This is a genomic window from Bradyrhizobium sp. URHA0013 (assembly GCF_000518345.1).
In the GTDB taxonomy this organism is placed as follows: domain Bacteria; phylum Pseudomonadota; class Alphaproteobacteria; order Rhizobiales; family Xanthobacteraceae; genus Bradyrhizobium.
Genome location: NZ_KI912427.1, coordinates 154,317 through 172,457, shown reverse-complemented (window position 1 = coordinate 172,457; position 18,141 = coordinate 154,317). Strand labels below are relative to the sequence as shown.

Annotated in this window: 9 protein-coding genes and 1 pseudogene; 1 reads left to right on the top strand and 9 read right to left on the bottom strand. The window is 64.0% G+C overall.

Annotated elements, in window-relative coordinates:
• Window positions 1-60 precede the first annotated feature (60 nt).
• From N551_RS0130180 to N551_RS0130150, 7 genes are all read right to left on the bottom strand, one after another.
• A complete protein-coding gene (locus tag N551_RS0130180; protein WP_027570095.1) occupies window positions 61-1,038 on the bottom strand; it encodes an ABC transporter ATP-binding protein in 978 nt (325 codons plus the stop codon).
• Window positions 1,035-2,450, bottom strand: coding sequence for an Asp-tRNA(Asn)/Glu-tRNA(Gln) amidotransferase GatCAB subunit A (locus tag N551_RS0130175; protein ID WP_027570094.1), 1,416 nt, complete (start codon window positions 2,448-2,450; stop codon window positions 1,035-1,037). The genes N551_RS0130180 and N551_RS0130175 overlap by 4 nt, the downstream gene beginning before the upstream one ends.
• Entirely contained in the window at window positions 2,447-2,644 is a 198-nt protein-coding gene (locus tag N551_RS0130170) for a hypothetical protein (protein ID WP_027570093.1), read from the bottom strand. Before N551_RS0130170 ends, N551_RS0130175 begins: the two co-directional genes overlap by 4 nt.
• Complete coding sequence (locus tag N551_RS0130165; RefSeq protein ID WP_027570092.1) at window positions 2,641-3,702, bottom strand: ABC transporter ATP-binding protein; 1,062 nt, start codon at window positions 3,700-3,702, stop codon at window positions 2,641-2,643. The genes N551_RS0130170 and N551_RS0130165 overlap by 4 nt, the downstream gene beginning before the upstream one ends.
• A 2-nt stretch (window positions 3,703-3,704) precedes the next feature.
• Window positions 3,705-4,607, bottom strand: a complete 903-nt coding sequence (locus tag N551_RS0130160) for an ABC transporter permease (RefSeq protein WP_027570091.1) — start codon at window positions 4,605-4,607, stop codon at window positions 3,705-3,707.
• A 2-nt stretch (window positions 4,608-4,609) separates the two neighbouring features.
• Entirely contained in the window at window positions 4,610-5,563 is a 954-nt protein-coding gene (locus N551_RS0130155; protein WP_027570090.1) for an ABC transporter permease, read from the bottom strand.
• Between the two features lie 195 nt (window positions 5,564-5,758).
• On the bottom strand, window positions 5,759-7,417 hold the full coding sequence (locus N551_RS0130150; RefSeq protein WP_027570089.1) for an ABC transporter substrate-binding protein: 1,659 nt from the start codon (window positions 7,415-7,417) through the stop codon (window positions 5,759-5,761).
• Between the two features lie 209 nt (window positions 7,418-7,626).
• On the opposite strand from N551_RS0130150, the gene N551_RS0130145 reads away from it, so the two are divergent.
• Window positions 7,627-9,222 carry an ABC transporter substrate-binding protein gene (locus N551_RS0130145; RefSeq protein ID WP_027570088.1) on the top strand — a complete coding sequence of 532 codons (1,596 nt, stop codon included), beginning with the start codon at window positions 7,627-7,629 and terminating at the stop codon, window positions 9,220-9,222.
• A gap of 199 nt (window positions 9,223-9,421) precedes the next feature.
• On the opposite strand, the gene N551_RS0130140 is transcribed toward N551_RS0130145, so the two are convergent.
• Both N551_RS0130140 and N551_RS39105 read right to left on the bottom strand, forming a co-directional pair.
• Window positions 9,422-11,653 (bottom strand): CHASE2 domain-containing protein, encoded by a 2,232-nt coding sequence (locus N551_RS0130140; protein ID WP_027570087.1) that lies wholly within the window; start codon window positions 11,651-11,653, stop codon window positions 9,422-9,424.
• 146 nt (window positions 11,654-11,799) lie between these two features.
• Window positions 11,800-18,141, bottom strand: a pseudogene (locus N551_RS39105) (hypothetical protein); the annotation flags it as partial.

Sequence of the window (18,141 nt, the reverse complement as noted above, 5' to 3'; positions counted from 1 at the left end):
GCGGAACCGGGATGAACGAGGTGTGAATGCTGTTCCCCACTTCCCGGTCGGGGTCAAATGTCAGGACAGTGCGGTGACCGGCTCCGCCAGCACGCACCGTGCCGCCCGGCCCGGGCCGACCTCCACAGTCCCTGGCAGTTGTTCCAGGCAGCGCGGCTGGGCTACGGCGCAGCGGGGCGCAAAGGAGCAGTTGTGCGGCCTCTCGCCGAGCGACGGCGGGGTGCCGGGGATGGTCTCGAGCCGCTGTCCCCGCTTGGCCCCGTGGACGGTCGAGGCGAGCAGGCCCTTGGCGTAGGGATGCACCGGCGAGCGGACGATGTCGCGAAGCGTGCCCTGCTCCACGATCTGGCCGGCATACATCACCGCGACCCGGTCGCAGATCTCGATGGCGACCCCGATGTCATGGGTGACGAAGATGACGGACATGCCGAACTCGCGCTGCAATTCGCGCAACAGCAGCAGGATCTGGATCTGCACGGTGGCATCGAGCGCGGTGGTCGGCTCGTCGGCGAGCAATATCTTGGGACGACACGCGAGCGCCAGCGCGATCATCGCGCGCTGACGCATGCCGCCGGACATCTCGTGCGGATAGGCATCGAGCCGGCGCTTTGCGGAAGGAATGCGCACGACCTCGAGCATTTCAAGCGCCCTCGCCCTGCCCTCCGCGTAAGACTTTCCTTCGTGACGCACCACGCTTTCGGCGATCTGCGCGCCGATGGTGTAGACCGGGTCGAGCGCGAGCGCCGGCTCCTGAAAGATCATCGACACGGTCTGGCCGCGGAACGACGACAGCTGCTCGTCGTTCATGGCGAGCACGTCGCGGCCCATCACGTTGACCTTGCCCGTGATCTGCGTGCGCTTCTTCGGCAACAGCCGCATCAGTGCACGCAAGGTCACGCTCTTGCCCGAACCGGACTCTCCGAGCAGGCCCAGCACCTCGCCGTCGCCGAGCGAGAGACTGAGATCGTTCACGGCATAGACCGTGCGCTCACCGGTGAAGCGGATATTGAGGCCTGAGATCTCGACGAGCTTTGTCATGACGGAAGTTTCGGCAGCCTGTCGTGATAGTCGGTGGCGCGCTGGAATGCGGCGCCGATGGTGAGCAGCGTCGCTTCATCGAACGAGCGGCCGATCAATTGCATGCCGATCGGAAGACCGCTTTTGGTGAAGCCCGAGGGCACCGTGAGCGACGGCAGGCCGAGGTAATTCACCGGACGGGTGAACAGCGTCAGCCGCTGCAACAGCGCCGGCGCGTTCGGCCCGCCGCCGACGTCGCTCTCCTCGATGGTCGGCGCCGGCACCGGGGACGCGGGCGCGATGATCGCATCGACACCTGATGTCGCAGCGTTGTGCGCAGCGAGCGCCGGTCCGCGCCAGCGCATCGCCTCGAGATAGGTGATGGCGGGGACCGCAAGCCCGTTCTGAAGCCGCATCAACACCTGCGGACCATAATCCTGCGGCCGCTCGATCATCCAGCGCTTGTGGAAAGCGGCGGCTTCGGCTGCAAGCACGAGCTGGCTTGCCGAGGACAATTGCCGCTGGTCGGGCAGCTCAACCGTGACGATGTCGGCGCCCTCGCGCTTCAGCACCGCGATGGTTTCGTCCAGCACGCGCGCGACCTCGCCGTCGAGATCGTCGACATAGAAGGACGAGGGGACGCCGACTTTGAGGCCCTTCAGCGAGCCCTTGGTCGCGCCGACATAGTCAGACAGCGGCTCTTGACTGCAGGTCGAATCCTCGGGATCAGAGCCGGCCATCAGCGCCAGCAGCAGCGCGCAATCCTCGGCGGTGCGGGCGAGCGGGCCGACCGTGTCGAGCGACTGCGACAGCGGCATCGCACCGGCGCGGCTGACCCGGCCAACGGTGGTCTTCAGTCCCGTGACGCCGCAGAAATGCGCGGGCATGCGGATCGAGCCGCCGGTGTCGGAGCCGAGCGCGGCATAGGTCAATCGCGCCGCGACCGCAGAGCCCGAGCCTGACGACGAGCCGCCGGTGATGTGCGCGACATTCCAGGGGTTGCGAACCGGACCATAATGGGCGTTATGACCGGTCGGGCCATAGGCGAATTCGGCGAGATGCAGCGTGCCAAGCCGAACCTGGCCGGCGTCCTTCAGCCGCTGCAAGGCAGAGGAGGTGACGGTCGGAACGAAATCGCGGCGGATCAGCGAGCCGCAGGTCGCGACGTGACCGGCATCGTAATACATGTCCTTGTGCGCGAGCGGCACGCCATGCAGCGGACCGCGGACTTCGCCCTTGGCGAGTTCGGCGTCGGCGGCATCGGCGGCCTTCAGCGCCGCCTCCGATTCGATCGACATGAAGGCGTTGAGATGCGGCTGCCAGTGCGCGATACGATGCAGCAGCGCGCGCGTCACCTCGTGTGAGGACACTTGCTTCATCGCAATCGCGCGCGCGACCTCGGTAAGCGTCATCAATGCGGGCTCGGTGCTCATTTCGAGACCTTCGCAGTCTGCGCGATCGGATAGAGCGCGGGCTCGAGATCGAACGGCAGCGTGCCGGCAATGGCCGCAAAGCCCTCGAAGGCCGGTCCGATGGAATTGGAGATGCGCGTCGCAATCTCGTCGTCGACGGGAACGCCGGCGACCTGTGCCGTCGCCCTGATCTCTTTCGTCGTCGGTCTCGTCATACGGTTTCCTCCTTGGGCGCGCGGCTATGGCCTGAACCCGGGATCGCCATGTAGCACGCGGCCTCGTGGCCCATTCTATCGAGCGCGGTGAGTTTTGGTGTCGCATTTGCGCAGAGCGGCTCCGCAAACGGGCAACGGGTGTGGAAGCGGCAGCCCGAGGGCGGATCGATCGGATTGGGCGGATCGCCCGTGATCGGCGGCGTCTCGGTGCGGCGATCCGGATCCGAGGACGGCATCGCGGCAAGAAGTGCGCGCGTATAGGGATGCGCCGGCTGGTCCCAGACCTGGTCGACCGGGCCGAGCTCGACGACCTCGCCGAGATACATCACCAGCACGCGATCGCTGATGTAGCGCACGACGTTGAGATCGTGACTGATGAAGAGATAGGTCAGGCCGAACTCGCTCTTGAGATCGGCAAGCAAATTGAGCACTTGCGCCTCGACCGATTTGTCGAGCGCGGAAACCGCTTCGTCGAGAATCACCAGCCGCGGCGACAACGCCAGCGCACGTGCGATGTTGACGCGCTGGCGCTGGCCGCCGGAAATCTCGTGGGGGTAGCGGTTGGCAAAGTTTGCAGGAACCAGGCCCACCTTGCCCAGCAGCTCGCGCGCCAGCGCGCGCGCGGCGCCGTCGGCCATGCCGTGCACCTTGGGGCCGAAGGCGATCGATTCCTCGATGGTCAGGCGCGGATTGAGCGAGGCGTAGGAATCCTGGAACACCATCTGCATGCCGCGGCGCAGCTCTCGCAGGGAGAGCGACTGCCCGACGCTCATGCCATCATAAATGATATCGCCGGTGTCACGCGGCATCAGATGCATCAGCAGCCGCGCGGTGGTCGACTTGCCGCAACCGGACTCCCCGACGATGCCGACGGTCTCGCCCTTGGCGACGGAGAAGGAAACATTGTCGACGGCACGCACGGTGCGCTTTGCGGCGAACAGGCCGCCTCGCACCGGAAAATGCTTAGTCAGGCCGTTGACCTGAAGCAGCGGTTGGGCGACGCCGCCGAGGTCTTCGATCGGCTCCAGCATTACGACTGACGTGCTGATTTCGCTCATGGCTAGTTCCTGATGTCCATGGCACTGCGCAAGCCGTCCGAGAGCAGGTTGAAGCAGATCGAGACCGCGAAGATCATTGCGCCGGGGAGTGCAGCGACCCAAGGGTTGACATAGATCGCGGTGCGCAAGGTATTCAACATCAGGCCCCATTCCGGCTCCGGCGGTTTGGTGCCGAGGCCAAGGAAGGACAGGCCTGCCGCGAGGATCATCGAGACCGAGATCAGGCTGGTCGCGTAGACGAAGATCGAACCGAGCACATTGCCGAGGATATGAACGCGCATGATGGTGAACGGTCCCGCGCCCGAGGCGCGCGCGGCATCGACGAAGTCCATGTTGCGCACGCCGGTGGTGACGCTTTCGGCGACGCGGGTGATCTGTGGCACGAACACGACGGTCAACGACACGATGGAATTGAGGATGCCCGCGCCCAGCGCGCCCGAGATCGCGATCGCCAGCAGCACGGACGGAAACGCGTAGAACACGTCGATCGTGCGCATGATCGCGGTGTTGAGCTTGCCGCCGACATAGCCGGCAACGAGGCCGAGCGAGGTGCCGATGCAGAAGGCGAGGATCACAGGCAAAATGCCGATGAGAAGCGACAGCCGGCCGCCATAGATCAGGCGCGCCAGCATGTCGCGGCCGAGCTCGTCGGTGCCGAGCGGGTAGCCTGATGTGCCGATGTGGCGCAGGCGGCGGATCATCGAGCCCTTGTACGGATCTTCCAGACCGAGCCACGGCGCAACGATCGCGGACAGGAAGATCAGCAGCAGCACCAGCGCGCAAACCATGCTGACCTTGTCGCGCCGGATACGACGGCCGACGGTCGCCCAATAGCCGCGCGCCTTGGTCGCGGGCGCGGACTGAAGTGCCGCATCGCTGGTGACGGACAACGGAAGCTCGCTCATTGCTAGCCCCGCTTGATGCGCGGGTCGATCGCGGCTTGCGCGATGTCGACCAGCAGATTGAGGAAGACGAAGAACAGCGCCAGGATCAGGATCGTGCCCTGGAGCAGCGGCAGGTCGCGCTGGAAGATCGCCGAGTTGAGCAGGAAGCCCGAGCCCGGCCAGGAGAACACCGTCTCGATCAGGATCGAGCCGCCGAGCATGTAACCGAGCTGAAGTCCCATCACCGCGAGCGCGGTGGGCGCGGCGTTCTTGATGACGTGGCGGAACACGCCGCGCTCATGCAGGCCTTTTGCACGCAGCGCCTCGACGAAATCCTGGCTGAGAATGTCGCCGGTCAGCGCGCGCACCGTGCGGGTGACGATGCCCATCGGGATCACCGAGGTCGTGATCGCCGGCAGCACGAGATATTGCAAATGCGCCCAGTCCCAGGCCCAGGCGGCCGAGCCGCCGGGTCCGGCGCCGACGGCGGGCAGCCAGTTCAGCTGGACCGAGAAGATGATGACGAGCACCATGCCGAGCCAATAATGCGGCACCGAAACGCCGGCGATGGCAAACGACGTCGCCAGCTTGTCGATCCAGGTCTCGCGGAAATAGCCGGCGACCAGTCCGAGCAGGATGCCCATGGTGAAGCCGATGATCGCCGCCGCGATCGCCAGCGTGACGGTGTTGCTGACCGCGCGCATGACCTCGGCGAGCACCGGGCGGCCCGTGGCGATGGAATTGCCGAGATCGCCATGAAGCGCGCGGAGCAGCCAAAGCCCGAACTGCACCGGCAGCGGGCGGTCGAAACCGTAAGCGGTGCGGAGCTGCGCGGCGAGCTCCTGCGAGGCGTCGGCCGGCAGCACGGCGACGAGCGGATCGCCCGGCGTGATGTGCACGAGCAGAAAACACACCAGCGCGACGCTGATGACGATCGGGACGACGTAGATGATGCGTCTGGCGATATAGGCGAGCACGTTGTTTCTTTTCTTCCCTTCTCCCCTTGTGGGAGAAGGTGGCGCGAAGCGCCGGATGAGGGGTTGTTTCCGCGGATGATACTGCGTCGGTTGAGAGGTCCGCATTCGCGGAAAGAGACTCCTCACCCGGCTTCGCTATCCGCGAAACCACCCTCTCCCGCAAGGGAAGAGGGTGCACTGAGCAAGCCGAGCGAACTACTGCAACGACACCAGCGAGAAGTCGATGAACCAGCTCTTCGGCTGCACGACGCCTATCACCTTCGGGCTGATGGCGCGCGGGCCAACGTCGTGGGCGACGTAGAGGAAGGCTGCGTCATCGACGGAGGCCGCGTGCAGTTCGGCGAGCGCGGCGTCACGAGCGGCGGGATCGAAGGTCTGCCGCGCCTTCTTCACCAGCTCGTCGAATTTGGGATTGTTGATGAAACCCCAATTGTTCGAGACCGGCGGGGCCATGCCCGATTGCAGGAAGCGCACCAGCGCGAAGAACGGATCCATCGCCGCGTAGGTGACGTTGGTTGCGTTCGAGCCGTTGGCGCTCGGATCCTTGGCGCCGCGGCGCCAATTGGTGAACAGCGTATTCCATTCGATCACGTCGAGCTGCACGTCAAAATAGCATTCGGCCAGCGCCTGCTGCAGATATTCGTTCATCGGCAGCGGCTGCATCTGGCCCGAGCCGGACGCCGAGGTCTGGGTCTTCACCGTCAGCTTCTTGTTCGGGCCGAAGCCTGCCTCCTGCATCAGCTTCTGCGCAGCCAACTTGTCGTACTTGATCTCGAAGGTCGGCTTGCCGCGCCAGGGATGGCCGGCCTCGAAGGTGCCGGTCGCGGGCACCATCAACCCCGCGAGCAGGCCGTCCTTGAGGCCTTCGCGATCGACGCAGAGGTTCGCGGCCTTGCGCACGCGGATATCGTTCCAGGGCGAGCCCTCGACGCGCGAGAACTGCCACGGCCAGACGTGCGGCTGCTCGTTGGCGTAGAGCTTGAAGCCGCGCTGCTTCAATTCGGGCAAAGCGTCCGGCGCCGGCGCCTCGACCCAATCGACCTGCCCGGAAAGCAGCGCCGCAGTGCGCGCATTCGCTTCCGGCATCGGCAACAGCACCATCTTGTCGACTTTTGGCACGCGGTCCTTGTTCCAGTAGCCCACATTCTTGACCAGTTCGAGCCGCTCGCGCGGGGTGAAGCCCGCCATCTTCCACGGGCCGGTGCCCGAAGCGTCCTTGGCGAACGCGGTCCATGCGGCCTGCGACTTGGCCTTGGCGTCAGCACCTTCCGCCTTGTCGAAGAAATGCTGCCACTTCGCCGGGCTCGCCATGAAGAGGTTGGTGAGGTTGATCGGCAAGAAGCTGTCGGGCTCCTTGGTGGTGAGCTCGACCGTCATGTCGTCAACCTTCTTCGCGGATGCCAGCGTCGGCATGCGCGAGGCCGTGACGCCGACCTGGCTGGCGTCGAATTGCGGCGCGTCCTGCTTCAGCACCTTCTCGACATTCCACACCACGGCGTCCGCATTGAACGGCGAGCCGTCATGGAAGGTGACGCCCGGCCGCAGCTTGAAAGTCCATTTGGTCTTGTCGGCATCGTCGACCTTCCACTCGGTGGCAAGGCCGGGGATCACCACGCTCGCCTTGTCGGCCGAGGACAGGTCCCAGCCGGTGAGCGCGTCATACATGGTGAGGCCGGTGAAGCGGTTGCCTTCAAAACCCTGATCGGGCTGGCCCAGCGTGCGCGGAATATCGGCAGCCGTCATGGCGATGCGCAACACGGTTTCGGCACTTGCAGAGCGCGGCCACGCAGCCGCGCTACTGAGCGCCAGCAACGCGATCAGCACCGCGCGGGTCTTGTTCTTATTGATAAGCATTGACTCAATCCTTTTCCGGCTTCGATGACTAATTTTGATGCAATCGTATGCAATGCCTATGCCAATGGGGAAACTTATTCTGCAAATTGCCCCTGCGACGACAAGTCCTTGTGATGACGCCTCGGTGAAAGCATCTTGCTGCCTATTCTGGCATCAAGATTGCAGGTTTGGCTCCGATTTCCTTGAAGCCTTCCCTGGAGCTTTGGCCCATGCGTATCCGACTATCGACCTGTTTCGCCGTGCTTGCACTGGCGTTGTCCGCGATTCCCGCGGGCGCCGAGACGGTGCTGCGCTACGGCATCTCGATGGCGGACATCCCGCTGACGACCGGTCAGCCCGATCGCGGCGCCGGCGCCTATCAGTTCACGGCCTACACCATCTACGATCCGCTCGTGGCGTGGGAGATGGACGTCGCCGACCGCCCGGGAAAGCTGGTGCCGGGACTGGCCACCGAGTGGAAAGTCGATGACGAGAACAAGACGAAATGGCGCTTCACCCTGCGCAAGGGCGTCAAGTTTCACGACGGCAGCGAGTTCGACGCCGATGCCGTGATCTGGAATCTGGACAAGGTGCTCAACGACAAGGCGCCGCAATTCGACAAGCGCCAGAGCGCGCAGGTCAAGACCCGCCTGCCTTCGGTCGCGAGCTACGCCAAGATCGACGACTCCACCGTGGAGATCACCACCAAGACGGTCGATTCCTTCTTTCCCTACCAGATGCTGTGGTTCCTGGTCTCGAGCCCAACGCAATACGAAAAGCTCGGCAAGGATTGGGACAAGTTCGCGAGCCAGCCTTCGGGGACGGGCCCGTTCAAATTGACCAAACTGGTGCCGCGCGAGCTCGCCGAGCTGACCAAGAATCCCGATTATTGGAACAAGAAGCGTATTCCCAAGGTCGACAAGCTCGTGCTGGTGCCGATGCCGGAAGCGCTGACGCGCACCAATGCGCTGCTCGCCGGACAAGTCGATCTGATCGAGACGCCGGCGCCGGATGCCGTGCCGCAGCTCAAGGCCGCCGGCATGAAGCTCGTCGACAACGTCACGCCGCATGTCTGGAATTATCATCTGAGCGTGCTGCCGGGTTCGCCGTGGACCGACATCCGCCTGCGCAAGGCGCTGAACCTCGCGATCGATCGTGAAGCCGTGGTGGGCCTGATGAATGGGCTTGCGAAACCCGCCAAGGGACAGGTCGATCCGTCGAGCCCCTGGTTCGGCAAGCCGAGCTTCGAGCTGAAATACGATGTCGCCGCGGCGAAGAAGCTGGTCGAGGAAGCCGGCTACTCCAAGGCGAAGCCGCTGAAGGCGACCTTCATCATCGCACAGGGCGGCACCGGCCAGATGCTGTCGCTGCCAATGAACGAATTTTTGCAGCAGAGCTTCAAGGAGATCGGCATCGACATCGATTTCAAGGTCGTCGAGCTCGAGACGTTATACACGCACTGGCGCAAGGGCGCGGCCGACGAGATGAACGCCGGCATCACCGCCAACAACATCGCCTATGTCACCTCCGATCCGCTCTACGCCATCGTCCGCTTCTTTCATTCGAGCCAGATCGCGCCGGTCGGCGTCAACTGGGGTGGCTACAAGAATCCGAAGGTCGACGCGCTGATCGACGAGGCCAAGCAGACCTTCGACAGCACCAAGCAGGACGAGCTGCTGGCGCAGGCGCACGCGCTGATCGTCGACGACGCCACGCTGGTGTGGGTGGTGCACGACACCAACCCGCATGCGCTGTCGCCCAAGGTCAAGCAATTCGTGCAGGCGCAGCACTGGTTCCAGGACCTCACGACGATCGGGGCGGAGTGAGGCTCAAGGCCGGCGGCACTCAGCTTCCGCAAACACACCGTCGTCCTGGCGAAAGCCAGGACCCATAACCACCGAATTTCGTTTGGCGAAGATTGGTGGTTGGCCGCTCGCCGTAACAACTTCTCCCTGGGGTAATGGGTTCTGGCGTCGCCAGGACGACAGCGAGTGTGTGGTTAGCTTCAAACCGCACATCTGCCCCCTACTTCGTCAGCAGCGCATACGCCCCGGTCCAACCCTCCGGCGGTGGATTGACCTGGAATTCCTTGATGCGCACTTCGTAGAGCTTGAACAGCTTTTCCAGAGTGTCGGCATCCTCGCTCCTGCGGCCGCGTTCGATCGCGTCCAGCGCGCCCTGCCAGTCGCGGCTGCGATAGCAGGCGAGCATTTCGATGGTGACGTTGCGCAGGCGCTGGAAGGCGCCCGAATGCATCACGTCCGCGCGGCCGGCGATGGCGTAGATCACTTCCGGCTCGGTCTTGCCCTTGACCATGATGAAGTCGAGCTCGAGAATTGCGAACTTATCCTTGGCGGCGAGCGCGGTGCGCGAGCCGACGATGATGGGAAAGCCGTACTCCTTCGACTGGCCTTCGAGACGCGAGGCCAGGTTGACGCTGTCGCCGAGCACCGAATAGTTCTTCTTCAGGTCGGAGCCCATGTTGCCGACCACGCCGATACCGGTGTTGAGACCGATACCGACGTTGAGCGGGATGTAGACGTGGCCGCCATCGACGGCTTCCTGCTCGCGGTCCTTGTTCACGGCGTCGATCCTCTCCAACATCTGGATCGCGGCCTCACAGGCGTTGACCTCGTGCTCGGCATCGTCGAGCGGCGCGTTCCAGAACGCCATGATGGCGTCGCCCATATATTTGTCGATATAGCCCTTCTGATCGATGATCACGTCGGTCAGCGGAGTCAGGAAGCGGTTCATCAGCGCGATCAGGCCCTGCGGATCGTGCTTGTAGGTTTCCGAGATGGTGGTGAAGCCGCGCACGTCGGAGAACATGATCGTCATTTCGCGCTCCTCGCCGCCGAGGACGAGCTTTTCCGGTGACTGCGCGAGTTGCTCGACCAGCACCGGCGACATGTATTGCGCAAACATGCCGCGAATCTGCACGCGCTGCCGCTGCTCGCGCACGAAGCTGGCAAAGATCAGCGTCAGATAGATCGCCGTGGTCGAGAGCAGCGGATAGGTGAAATCGATCAGATAGCGGTATTGCACGTAAAAGAACCAGGACACTCCGATCAGGATCGCGGCGAAGGTCGCGCCGGCAAGCACGAGGCGGACCGGTCCGAGGTTCGGCGTGAAGATGATGACGAGCAAGCCGATGATGAGCGCGGCGAGCAGCTCGACGCCGAGCGCGTAGTTCGGCTGGGATATTACCGCGCCGCTCAGCACGCTCTCCAGCACCTGCGCATGGATCTCGACGCCCGGCATGGTCGAGGACACCGGCGTGGTCTTGATGTCATTGAGCCCAACCGCGGAGGTGCCGATCAGCACCAGCTTGCCGGCGATCTTGTTCGGCGGCACGGTATTGTCGAGCACGTCGGCAGCCGAGACGTAGATCGAGGGATCCTGGCGCGCATAATGCACCCACAGCTGACCGTTCCTGTCGGTTGGGATCTCCACGCCCTTGAGACGCACGGCCCGCACGCCGGTCTTGTCGGTCCGAACCAGCAGCGTCGGCGTGCCCGTGACGACGCGCAAAATCTCGAGGCTGAGCGAGGGCATGACCATGCCCTGGGCGCGCATGATCATCGGCACGCGCCGGATCAGGCCGTCGCGCTCGGTCTTGATCGAGAACAGGCCGCGGCCGGCCGCGACCTTCTCGATCTCGGGCACGTTGCGCAACAGCCCGGGAAATTCGAACAGGAAGCGCTCGGCGCCCTCTTCGCCGACCGTTGCGACGCCCGTAAAGGGCAGCGTCTTGTCGACCTCGGACGAAATCGCCCGCTGCCCGGTCTCGCCCAGGATCACGCGCGAGCGCTTGACCGCTTCGGCGAGGATCTGGTCGTTGCTCGGCAGCTCGCGCAGCTTGGCGCGGGTGGCGTCGTCCAGATACCGCATTTGGCTGGCGACCAGATCCGGATTGAGCCGATCGGCTTCCGAGAATACGACGTCGAAGCCGATTGCGACCGCGCCGTGACTGGTGAGGTTCTGGATCAGGTCGGCGATCCGCGTCCGCGGCCACGGCCACTGGCCGAGCTTGGCGAGGCTCTTGTCGTCGATGTCGACGATGGTGACCGGCCGCACCGTCTTGTGACGCGGATCGATCAACTGAAACATGTCGAAGGTGCGCAGCCGCAGTTCCTGGATCGGCGGCGGATCCCAGAGGCGAGCGCCGGCAAACACGACGAGCAGCGCAAGGCACATCAGCCGCGCAAATCCCAACTTCCGCGCAAACCACCGCCGCAGGATCTTGAGACGTTTCATGTCAGTAGGGCTTCCTGCCTTGCATCACGCCATGCGCGCCGATCATGCAGCGCCGGAACGCGATTGGCCATTCCTCAGGCCGGAGGATTATGGATTTCTTGCCGCGGTCAAGCCGGGCGCGGGCCGCAGGCAAGGCCCGGCCGAGATCAGGTGATATGGAAGATGAAATCGCTGCCCTTGAGGTTGGCGGCAATCACGTTCTTCAGCAGCAGCGACTCGTGCTCGGTGATCGGCGCCCCCTCCAGAGCGTTTACCTGCTGCTGCCAGGTGACCAGCGTGTCGTCGGTGCCCTGCTGCTGGGCAATCGTGAGACTGCCGATGGAGCTGATATCCGAGAACTGCCTCAGGTCGATCTTGTCGAGGCCCTCGGTAAAATCGGTGATGCTGTGCGAGAAATCAGTGACGGGATGGCCGTTATCGTCATACCCGATCGCACCCGGCGCGAACACGAACTGATCCTTGGCGTCGCCGCCGGTCAGCGTGTCGTTGGTGTCAGTCGCGAAGATGACGTCCTTGCCGCTGGTGCCCTGCAGCGAGATGCCCTGGCTGGTGTCGCCAGCCTCGTTGAAGATGAAGTTGACGCTGTCGTAGCGGCCGGCGGAATCCGCAACCGTCAGCGTGATCTGGTCGGTCGCGGGCGGCTGCGGGGATTCATCGGTGCTGGCGCCGGTCGGATCGTAGGTGATGCCGGCGCCGTTCGCGAGACCCGCGTTGATATTGTCGAGCGAGCCGGCTGTCGGGGAAAGATCGGTGCTGCTGACATCGGGATGCGCGGTCGACAGCGTAACGGTGAATGTATCCGTCGCCGCACCTGAATCGGTATCGATGACCTGAAGATCGGTGATGATCTCGTTGCTGTTCTCGCGGATATGCTCGACCTGGAAGTGCTCGGTGTCGATCAGCGGGCCATTGGCGGGAGGCGCCGTCACTTCCGTATCGATGGCGGTGAGTTCGTGCGAGATCGGCGTGGCGCCGCCGGTGCCCGTCGCCGTGAGATCGATCGTCGCAGGCGTCAACACGTCAGTCGTGACATCGCCGGTGTAGGTGTTGTCGATCGCATGTACGCCCAACGAGGCTGGCATCCCGGTGAAGCCGTCGGCCGGCACGAACCGGATCAGCGTATCCGTGCTCAGCACGAGTGCAGCCGTGTCGCTGACGGATCCGATATCCACCCATTGATGGGTGCCGGCGATTTCGTACTGCCAGACGCCCTGATCGGAGGTGGTACTGTCGGCGCTGACCGCGACGGCCTGGAAGCTCGCGCCGTCGTCGGCGTCGTGGAACTTGCCGTCGAAGAGATCGCTGACCGTGGAGCCAGCCGGATCTCTGTTAGCTCCACTGACCGGGGCCAGCGTCGCGTCACCCAGAGTGGGTGCATCGTTGCTGCCGGCGATGTTGAAGATGAGGACGCCGTTGCCGGTACCGGTCGGCGTGTGGCTGTCGTCGGGCACGATCGTGTATTGTAGCGACAGCGTGTGGCCGGCGGCAAGGAAGTCGAAGGCCTCGCTGCCCGAATTGAAGTCCCACGTAAACGCGGCGTGGGTGGCTGCGCCATCGAGAATGTACCCGGGCTGCACGGCCAGATAGTTGAGCAGCGTCGGGCTCGAGGGCTCGCCGACATAATCGGTCTGGGGTACGCCGTCGAAATAGATATCGAGATGATCGACCACGACCGTCACGTGATCGGTGGCATCGGCATCCGAAACCGTCAGCGTACCATGCTTTACCAGTTGCGTATTCGTCTCGAGCAGGTCCGCGCCGGAATGGTCGTTCGTTTCCGCCGTGATCGCGGGCGCATCGTTCTTGCCGGTGATCGTGATCGTGACGTCGGTTGTGCCGGTCTTGCCCTGGTGGTCATCAAGGGTGACGGTGGAGACTACCTTGGCGCTCTGGTTCTCGCCGAGGAAATCCAGCGCGCCGTCGGCGATCGAATAGCTCCAGGTGGCCGTGCCGTTATTCTTGCCGGTCTGCGGCAGAAGCGTCAGTCCGCTCTTGAGCGCCGCGATCTCGTCAAGCGTGAGCGACGAGGTGAGATTAGTGCTGTGATCGGCGCCAAGCGAGGTCACGACCTGGCCGGTGATCTGTGCCATCGGCAGGTCGGTCAAGTCGATGTCGGTGAAGTCGATCGCGCCGGTCACGGGCGTTGACGTAACGAACGTGGCGAAGTCGCCGGTGGTGTCCGCCTGCTCGGAGACGCCCCCCGCCAGCACGGCGCCGGCGGTGAAGGCCGGCGCGTGGTCATCGGTCATCGTGATCAGCGTGTGGCCAGTGCCGTCGTCACTGCCGGCGAAATGGGCATTGCTGTAGTCGGCGCCGGCCAGGTTCAGGCTGATGTGATTGCCGTCCGTATCGGTCACCGTCAGCACGCCGCCAGTGGAGGGATTGCTGTTGGCGACATAGACTGCGCTGGTACCGAGCCCGTACTTGATGGTCGACAGGTCAATCGTGTCGTTCGTGGACAGCGCGCCGATAGAGCCGCCAAAGGCTGACGTATCGATCTGAAGATGGGCGCCGTCGCCGTCGAGTGTGATCGTCTGCGTGACCGTGCCGTCGAGCTTCAGCAACGCGCCGGCGTCGACGGTGACCGAGCCCGAGCCCGACACCGAGCCGAACAGCGTCAGCGCCCCGTCATGGACCTCGATGCTGCCGGCATTGGCGATTGTGCCCGTGATCGACGCCGTGCCCCAACTGTCGATGTCCTTGTAATTTTCGATACTCAGCCCGGTCCCGGAGATCGACGCGCCATGCAGATCGATGGCACCGTGGTTGACGATCGACGACGCGTTGCCGAAGACGCCACTGCCGGCGACCGTCCAGGTGCCGCCCAGCTCATTGTTGAAGGTCGCGCTGGCGACCGAGATATTACCGTTGATGTGGCCGGCATTGTTGATCGTGATGGCGCCGCCGGTCTCGACGATGGCGTAAGTCGCGGCGGTCACGGTCGAGGCGACGGCTGGTCCGATCGTTCCGGTGGCGGAATTGTCGATCTGCGCGGTGCCGGTCGCGTTCTCCTGGATGAAGATCGCCGCATGGGCGCTCGGGGCCACGATCGATCCGGTATTGGTGATATGGGTCGAGCCGGTCGCGCCCACTTCGTTCTGCGTCACGCTGATGCCGGCGAGGCTCGTGCTGGTGATAGCACCGTGATTGACGATGGTGACGTCGCCGCTGCCATTGGCGATGGCAGACACACCGACCGCGCCGCTGGCGGAGCCGTTATTGGTGACGCTGACGTCGCCGCCACCGTGATCGAAGGCGCCGATCGCGGTACCTGCGGCCGTAATCGAGGATGCCGCGCCGGTCGTGACCGTGAGGTTGCCGGCACCCCAGGTGAACGCCTCGATGCCGTAGCCCGCATCGGCGATAATCGTTGCATCGCTCGTGACGGTGACGTCGCCCTTGACCGCATTCGAGAACGTGCCGGACCCGCCGGGCTTGTAGCCGGCGATGATCCCGCCGGGAGTGCCGCCGTCGTTATTCAAGGTCGAGCCGGAGTGGATCGTGCCATGGGCCTCGACGGCGATCGTGCTGCCGATGCTGTCAGCGATCGCAGTGGCGTAGTTGACCGCCACGATGCCGGTGCTGCCGGACGTGATGCTGTCGCCGTTCGCCATGGTAACGCTGACGTCGCCCGCATCGATGCTGTAAGCCCTGATGCCGTAGCTCGTCGCACCCGAGATCGTAACATTTTCGCCAAGCGTGACCGTCACGTCGCCAGTGCCGCCGCTCAATGCCGAGGCGTTGATGCCGACGCTTTGCGTACCGCTGACCGAAATCGTGGTCCCGGCGAAGCTGGTCACCCTGACGTCGCCATTGCCGTAATTGTAGGCGTCGATGCCATAGCCCGCCGCGGCGGTGATGTTGGCGTGATTGCTGATGGTGACGGTGCCGTTGACGTTGGTATTGGCGCTGGATCCGGTCGTGGCACCGGTGTAGCCGGCCTGGATACCCGCCGGCGTGTTGCCGCTCTGGTTCAGGCTGCTGCCGGAATTGATCGTGCCGTAGGTCGTGACGGTGATGGTGCTCCCGTCCGACGCGTCGATCGAGTTTGCCCGATTGACCGCGATGATGGCGGAACTGCCCGACGTGACGGCGCTGCCGGCCTCGGTCGTGACGGTCTCGCTGCCACTGCCATAGCTCCGCGCGCGGATACCGTAGACGGAGCTGCCGGTGATGGTACCGCCGGCGTCAATGGCGATGTCGCCGTTGCCCTGCGTGGTCGCGTCGACGCCGTATGCGCCGCCGACAGCGCCGCCGAGCTGGGTGATCGAAATGCCGCCGGCGCTGGCGCTGTTCAAATTCTCGACGAGAACGCCGACCGAATTCGCGCCGGTGCCCGTCGCCTTGCCGGTGAGATTGTTGACAGTGATATCGCCAGCGCCGGTCGCGCTGTCGCGCAGCCAGATGCCGTGGCCGGCGAGGCCCTTGATGTCGCCGGTCGCCGTGAACGAGATATCGCCGGTACCGTTCTGGGTGACGGCGACGCCATTGGCCGCGCCAGTCAGTGCACCGGTGGGCGTGAGAATAGTGTCGGCGGGCGCTGCAGATGTGCCGCCCGATGCGGTGAAGTCGAGTGCATCGCCGCTCGATGTCGTGATATCGGCCGCGCCCTTGATCGTGAACGTGCCGGCTTTCGTCGACTGGCCGGTAATGGTGCCGGTGAAGCTCTGGCCCGCCACCTTGTCGAGTTGCAGCGTGTCGACGCCACCGGCGAAGGCAATGGTCTGCGCCGTCGCCCCCGCGAGCTCGAGTGTCGCGCCGTTATCGATGGTCACCGAGCCGACACCGCTGAGGCCGCCGGCGAGGTTGAGCGTGCCGGCCTGCACCTCGATGGTGCCGGTGTTCGTGACCATCGCCGAAACGGTATTGGAGCCGGATACGCCGTAGAGATTGCCGGCATTGCTCAGGCTGCCGCCATTGATCGAGACGTCGGTCAGATAGAGCTTCGAGGTACCGTCGACCGTGATCGTCCCGGCGGAATTGGTGACGATGACGCTCGCAAGCTTCAGCGTGCCGCCATGGACCGCCATGATATCGGCGGAGTTGACGATCAGCTCACCGGAAATATCGAGTTCACCACCATTCGCCTGAATCAGACCGTGGTTGGTGATGGTGTGGAGGATGGCGGGATCAATCGTCAGCGTGCCGCTGGTGACCGTGATCGTGCCGGTGTTGGTGATGTCTGCGTTGTTGATGGCGCTGGTGCCGGTCGATTCCAGCGTACCGGCAATCGTCACCGTACCGCCATCGATGGTCGCGCCCTGGAGATCGAGTGTCGAGCCGGACTCGACCGAGACATGACCGCTGCCGGTATCGGTCACCGTCATCCCGGTCAGCTTCAGTGTCCCGTGATTGATCGCTGCCAGCGTGCCGGTGTTTGCGATGGCTTCGCCGTTGATGTCGAGCTCGGCGCCATTGGCCCGGAGGATGCCGTCATTCGCGATCGAGCTTGCGGAGGTCGTCGCCAACAGGGTCAACGCGCCCAGGGTTGCCTCGATCAGATAGTTGTTCGAGATATTGGCGTCGGTAATCGCAGTCGTGCCGGTTGAATTCAGCGTGCCCGAAACGGTGAGGGCGCCGCCGGTCAGGCTCGCACCGTTCAATGTCAGCTTGCTGCTCGCATCGACCTTGACCGTGCCATGATTGGCGATTGCGGTGCCCGCAACTATCACGTCGTCCAGCGTCAGTATAACGCCGCTCTCAACCGTCACGGCAGTGGTGCTCAGCGTCGCTGATTTATCGATCTTGCTGCTGCCAATGACATCGATCGTGCCGGTGCCGTTGACGGCCCCGCCCGAAATCTCCGTGCCGGACAGTGTCAGCGTCTGGCCGCCGTCAACCGTCACCGTGCCGGTATTGGTCACGACGTCGTTGAGCAGCGTCGCAGCGCCGGCGATCTCCAGCAGGCCGGTATTGGCGACCGCGCCACCCTGGATGCTGGCGCCGTCCTTGAGCTTGACGGTGTTGTCGAGCTCGATGCCGCCATTGTCCGTGATCGCCGAGCCCGACACCGTGATGCCGTCCAGCGTCAACTGGGCATTGGCGCTAACTGTGGCCGTGCTCAGCGTCGCGCCGCCGTCGATCTTGCTGGCACCAGTGACGTCGATCGTGCCGAGACCGTCGATCGTACCGCCGCTGATCGTCGCGCCGTTGACCGTCAGCTTGCCATTGGCATCGACCGTGACGTTGCCGGCATTCGCAACCGTCGAGCCCTGATCGACAGTCAGCGCGCCATTCGCCAGCACCTCGATGGTGCCCGTCGTCGCATTCGTGATTGTCTCATGGTCCAGCGCGTTGCCGGTGCCGCTGACCTTGAAGGCCGCATTGTTGTTCAGGATGCCGCCGCTCAGCACCGCAGCGCCGGTCAGATCGATCTCGCCGTTGCCGGTGACCGTGCCGGTGCCGCTGATCGTGGCGCCGTTCACCGTCAGCTTGCCGTTGGCATCGACCGTGATGTTGCCGGTGTTGGCGACAGTTGAACTCTGGTC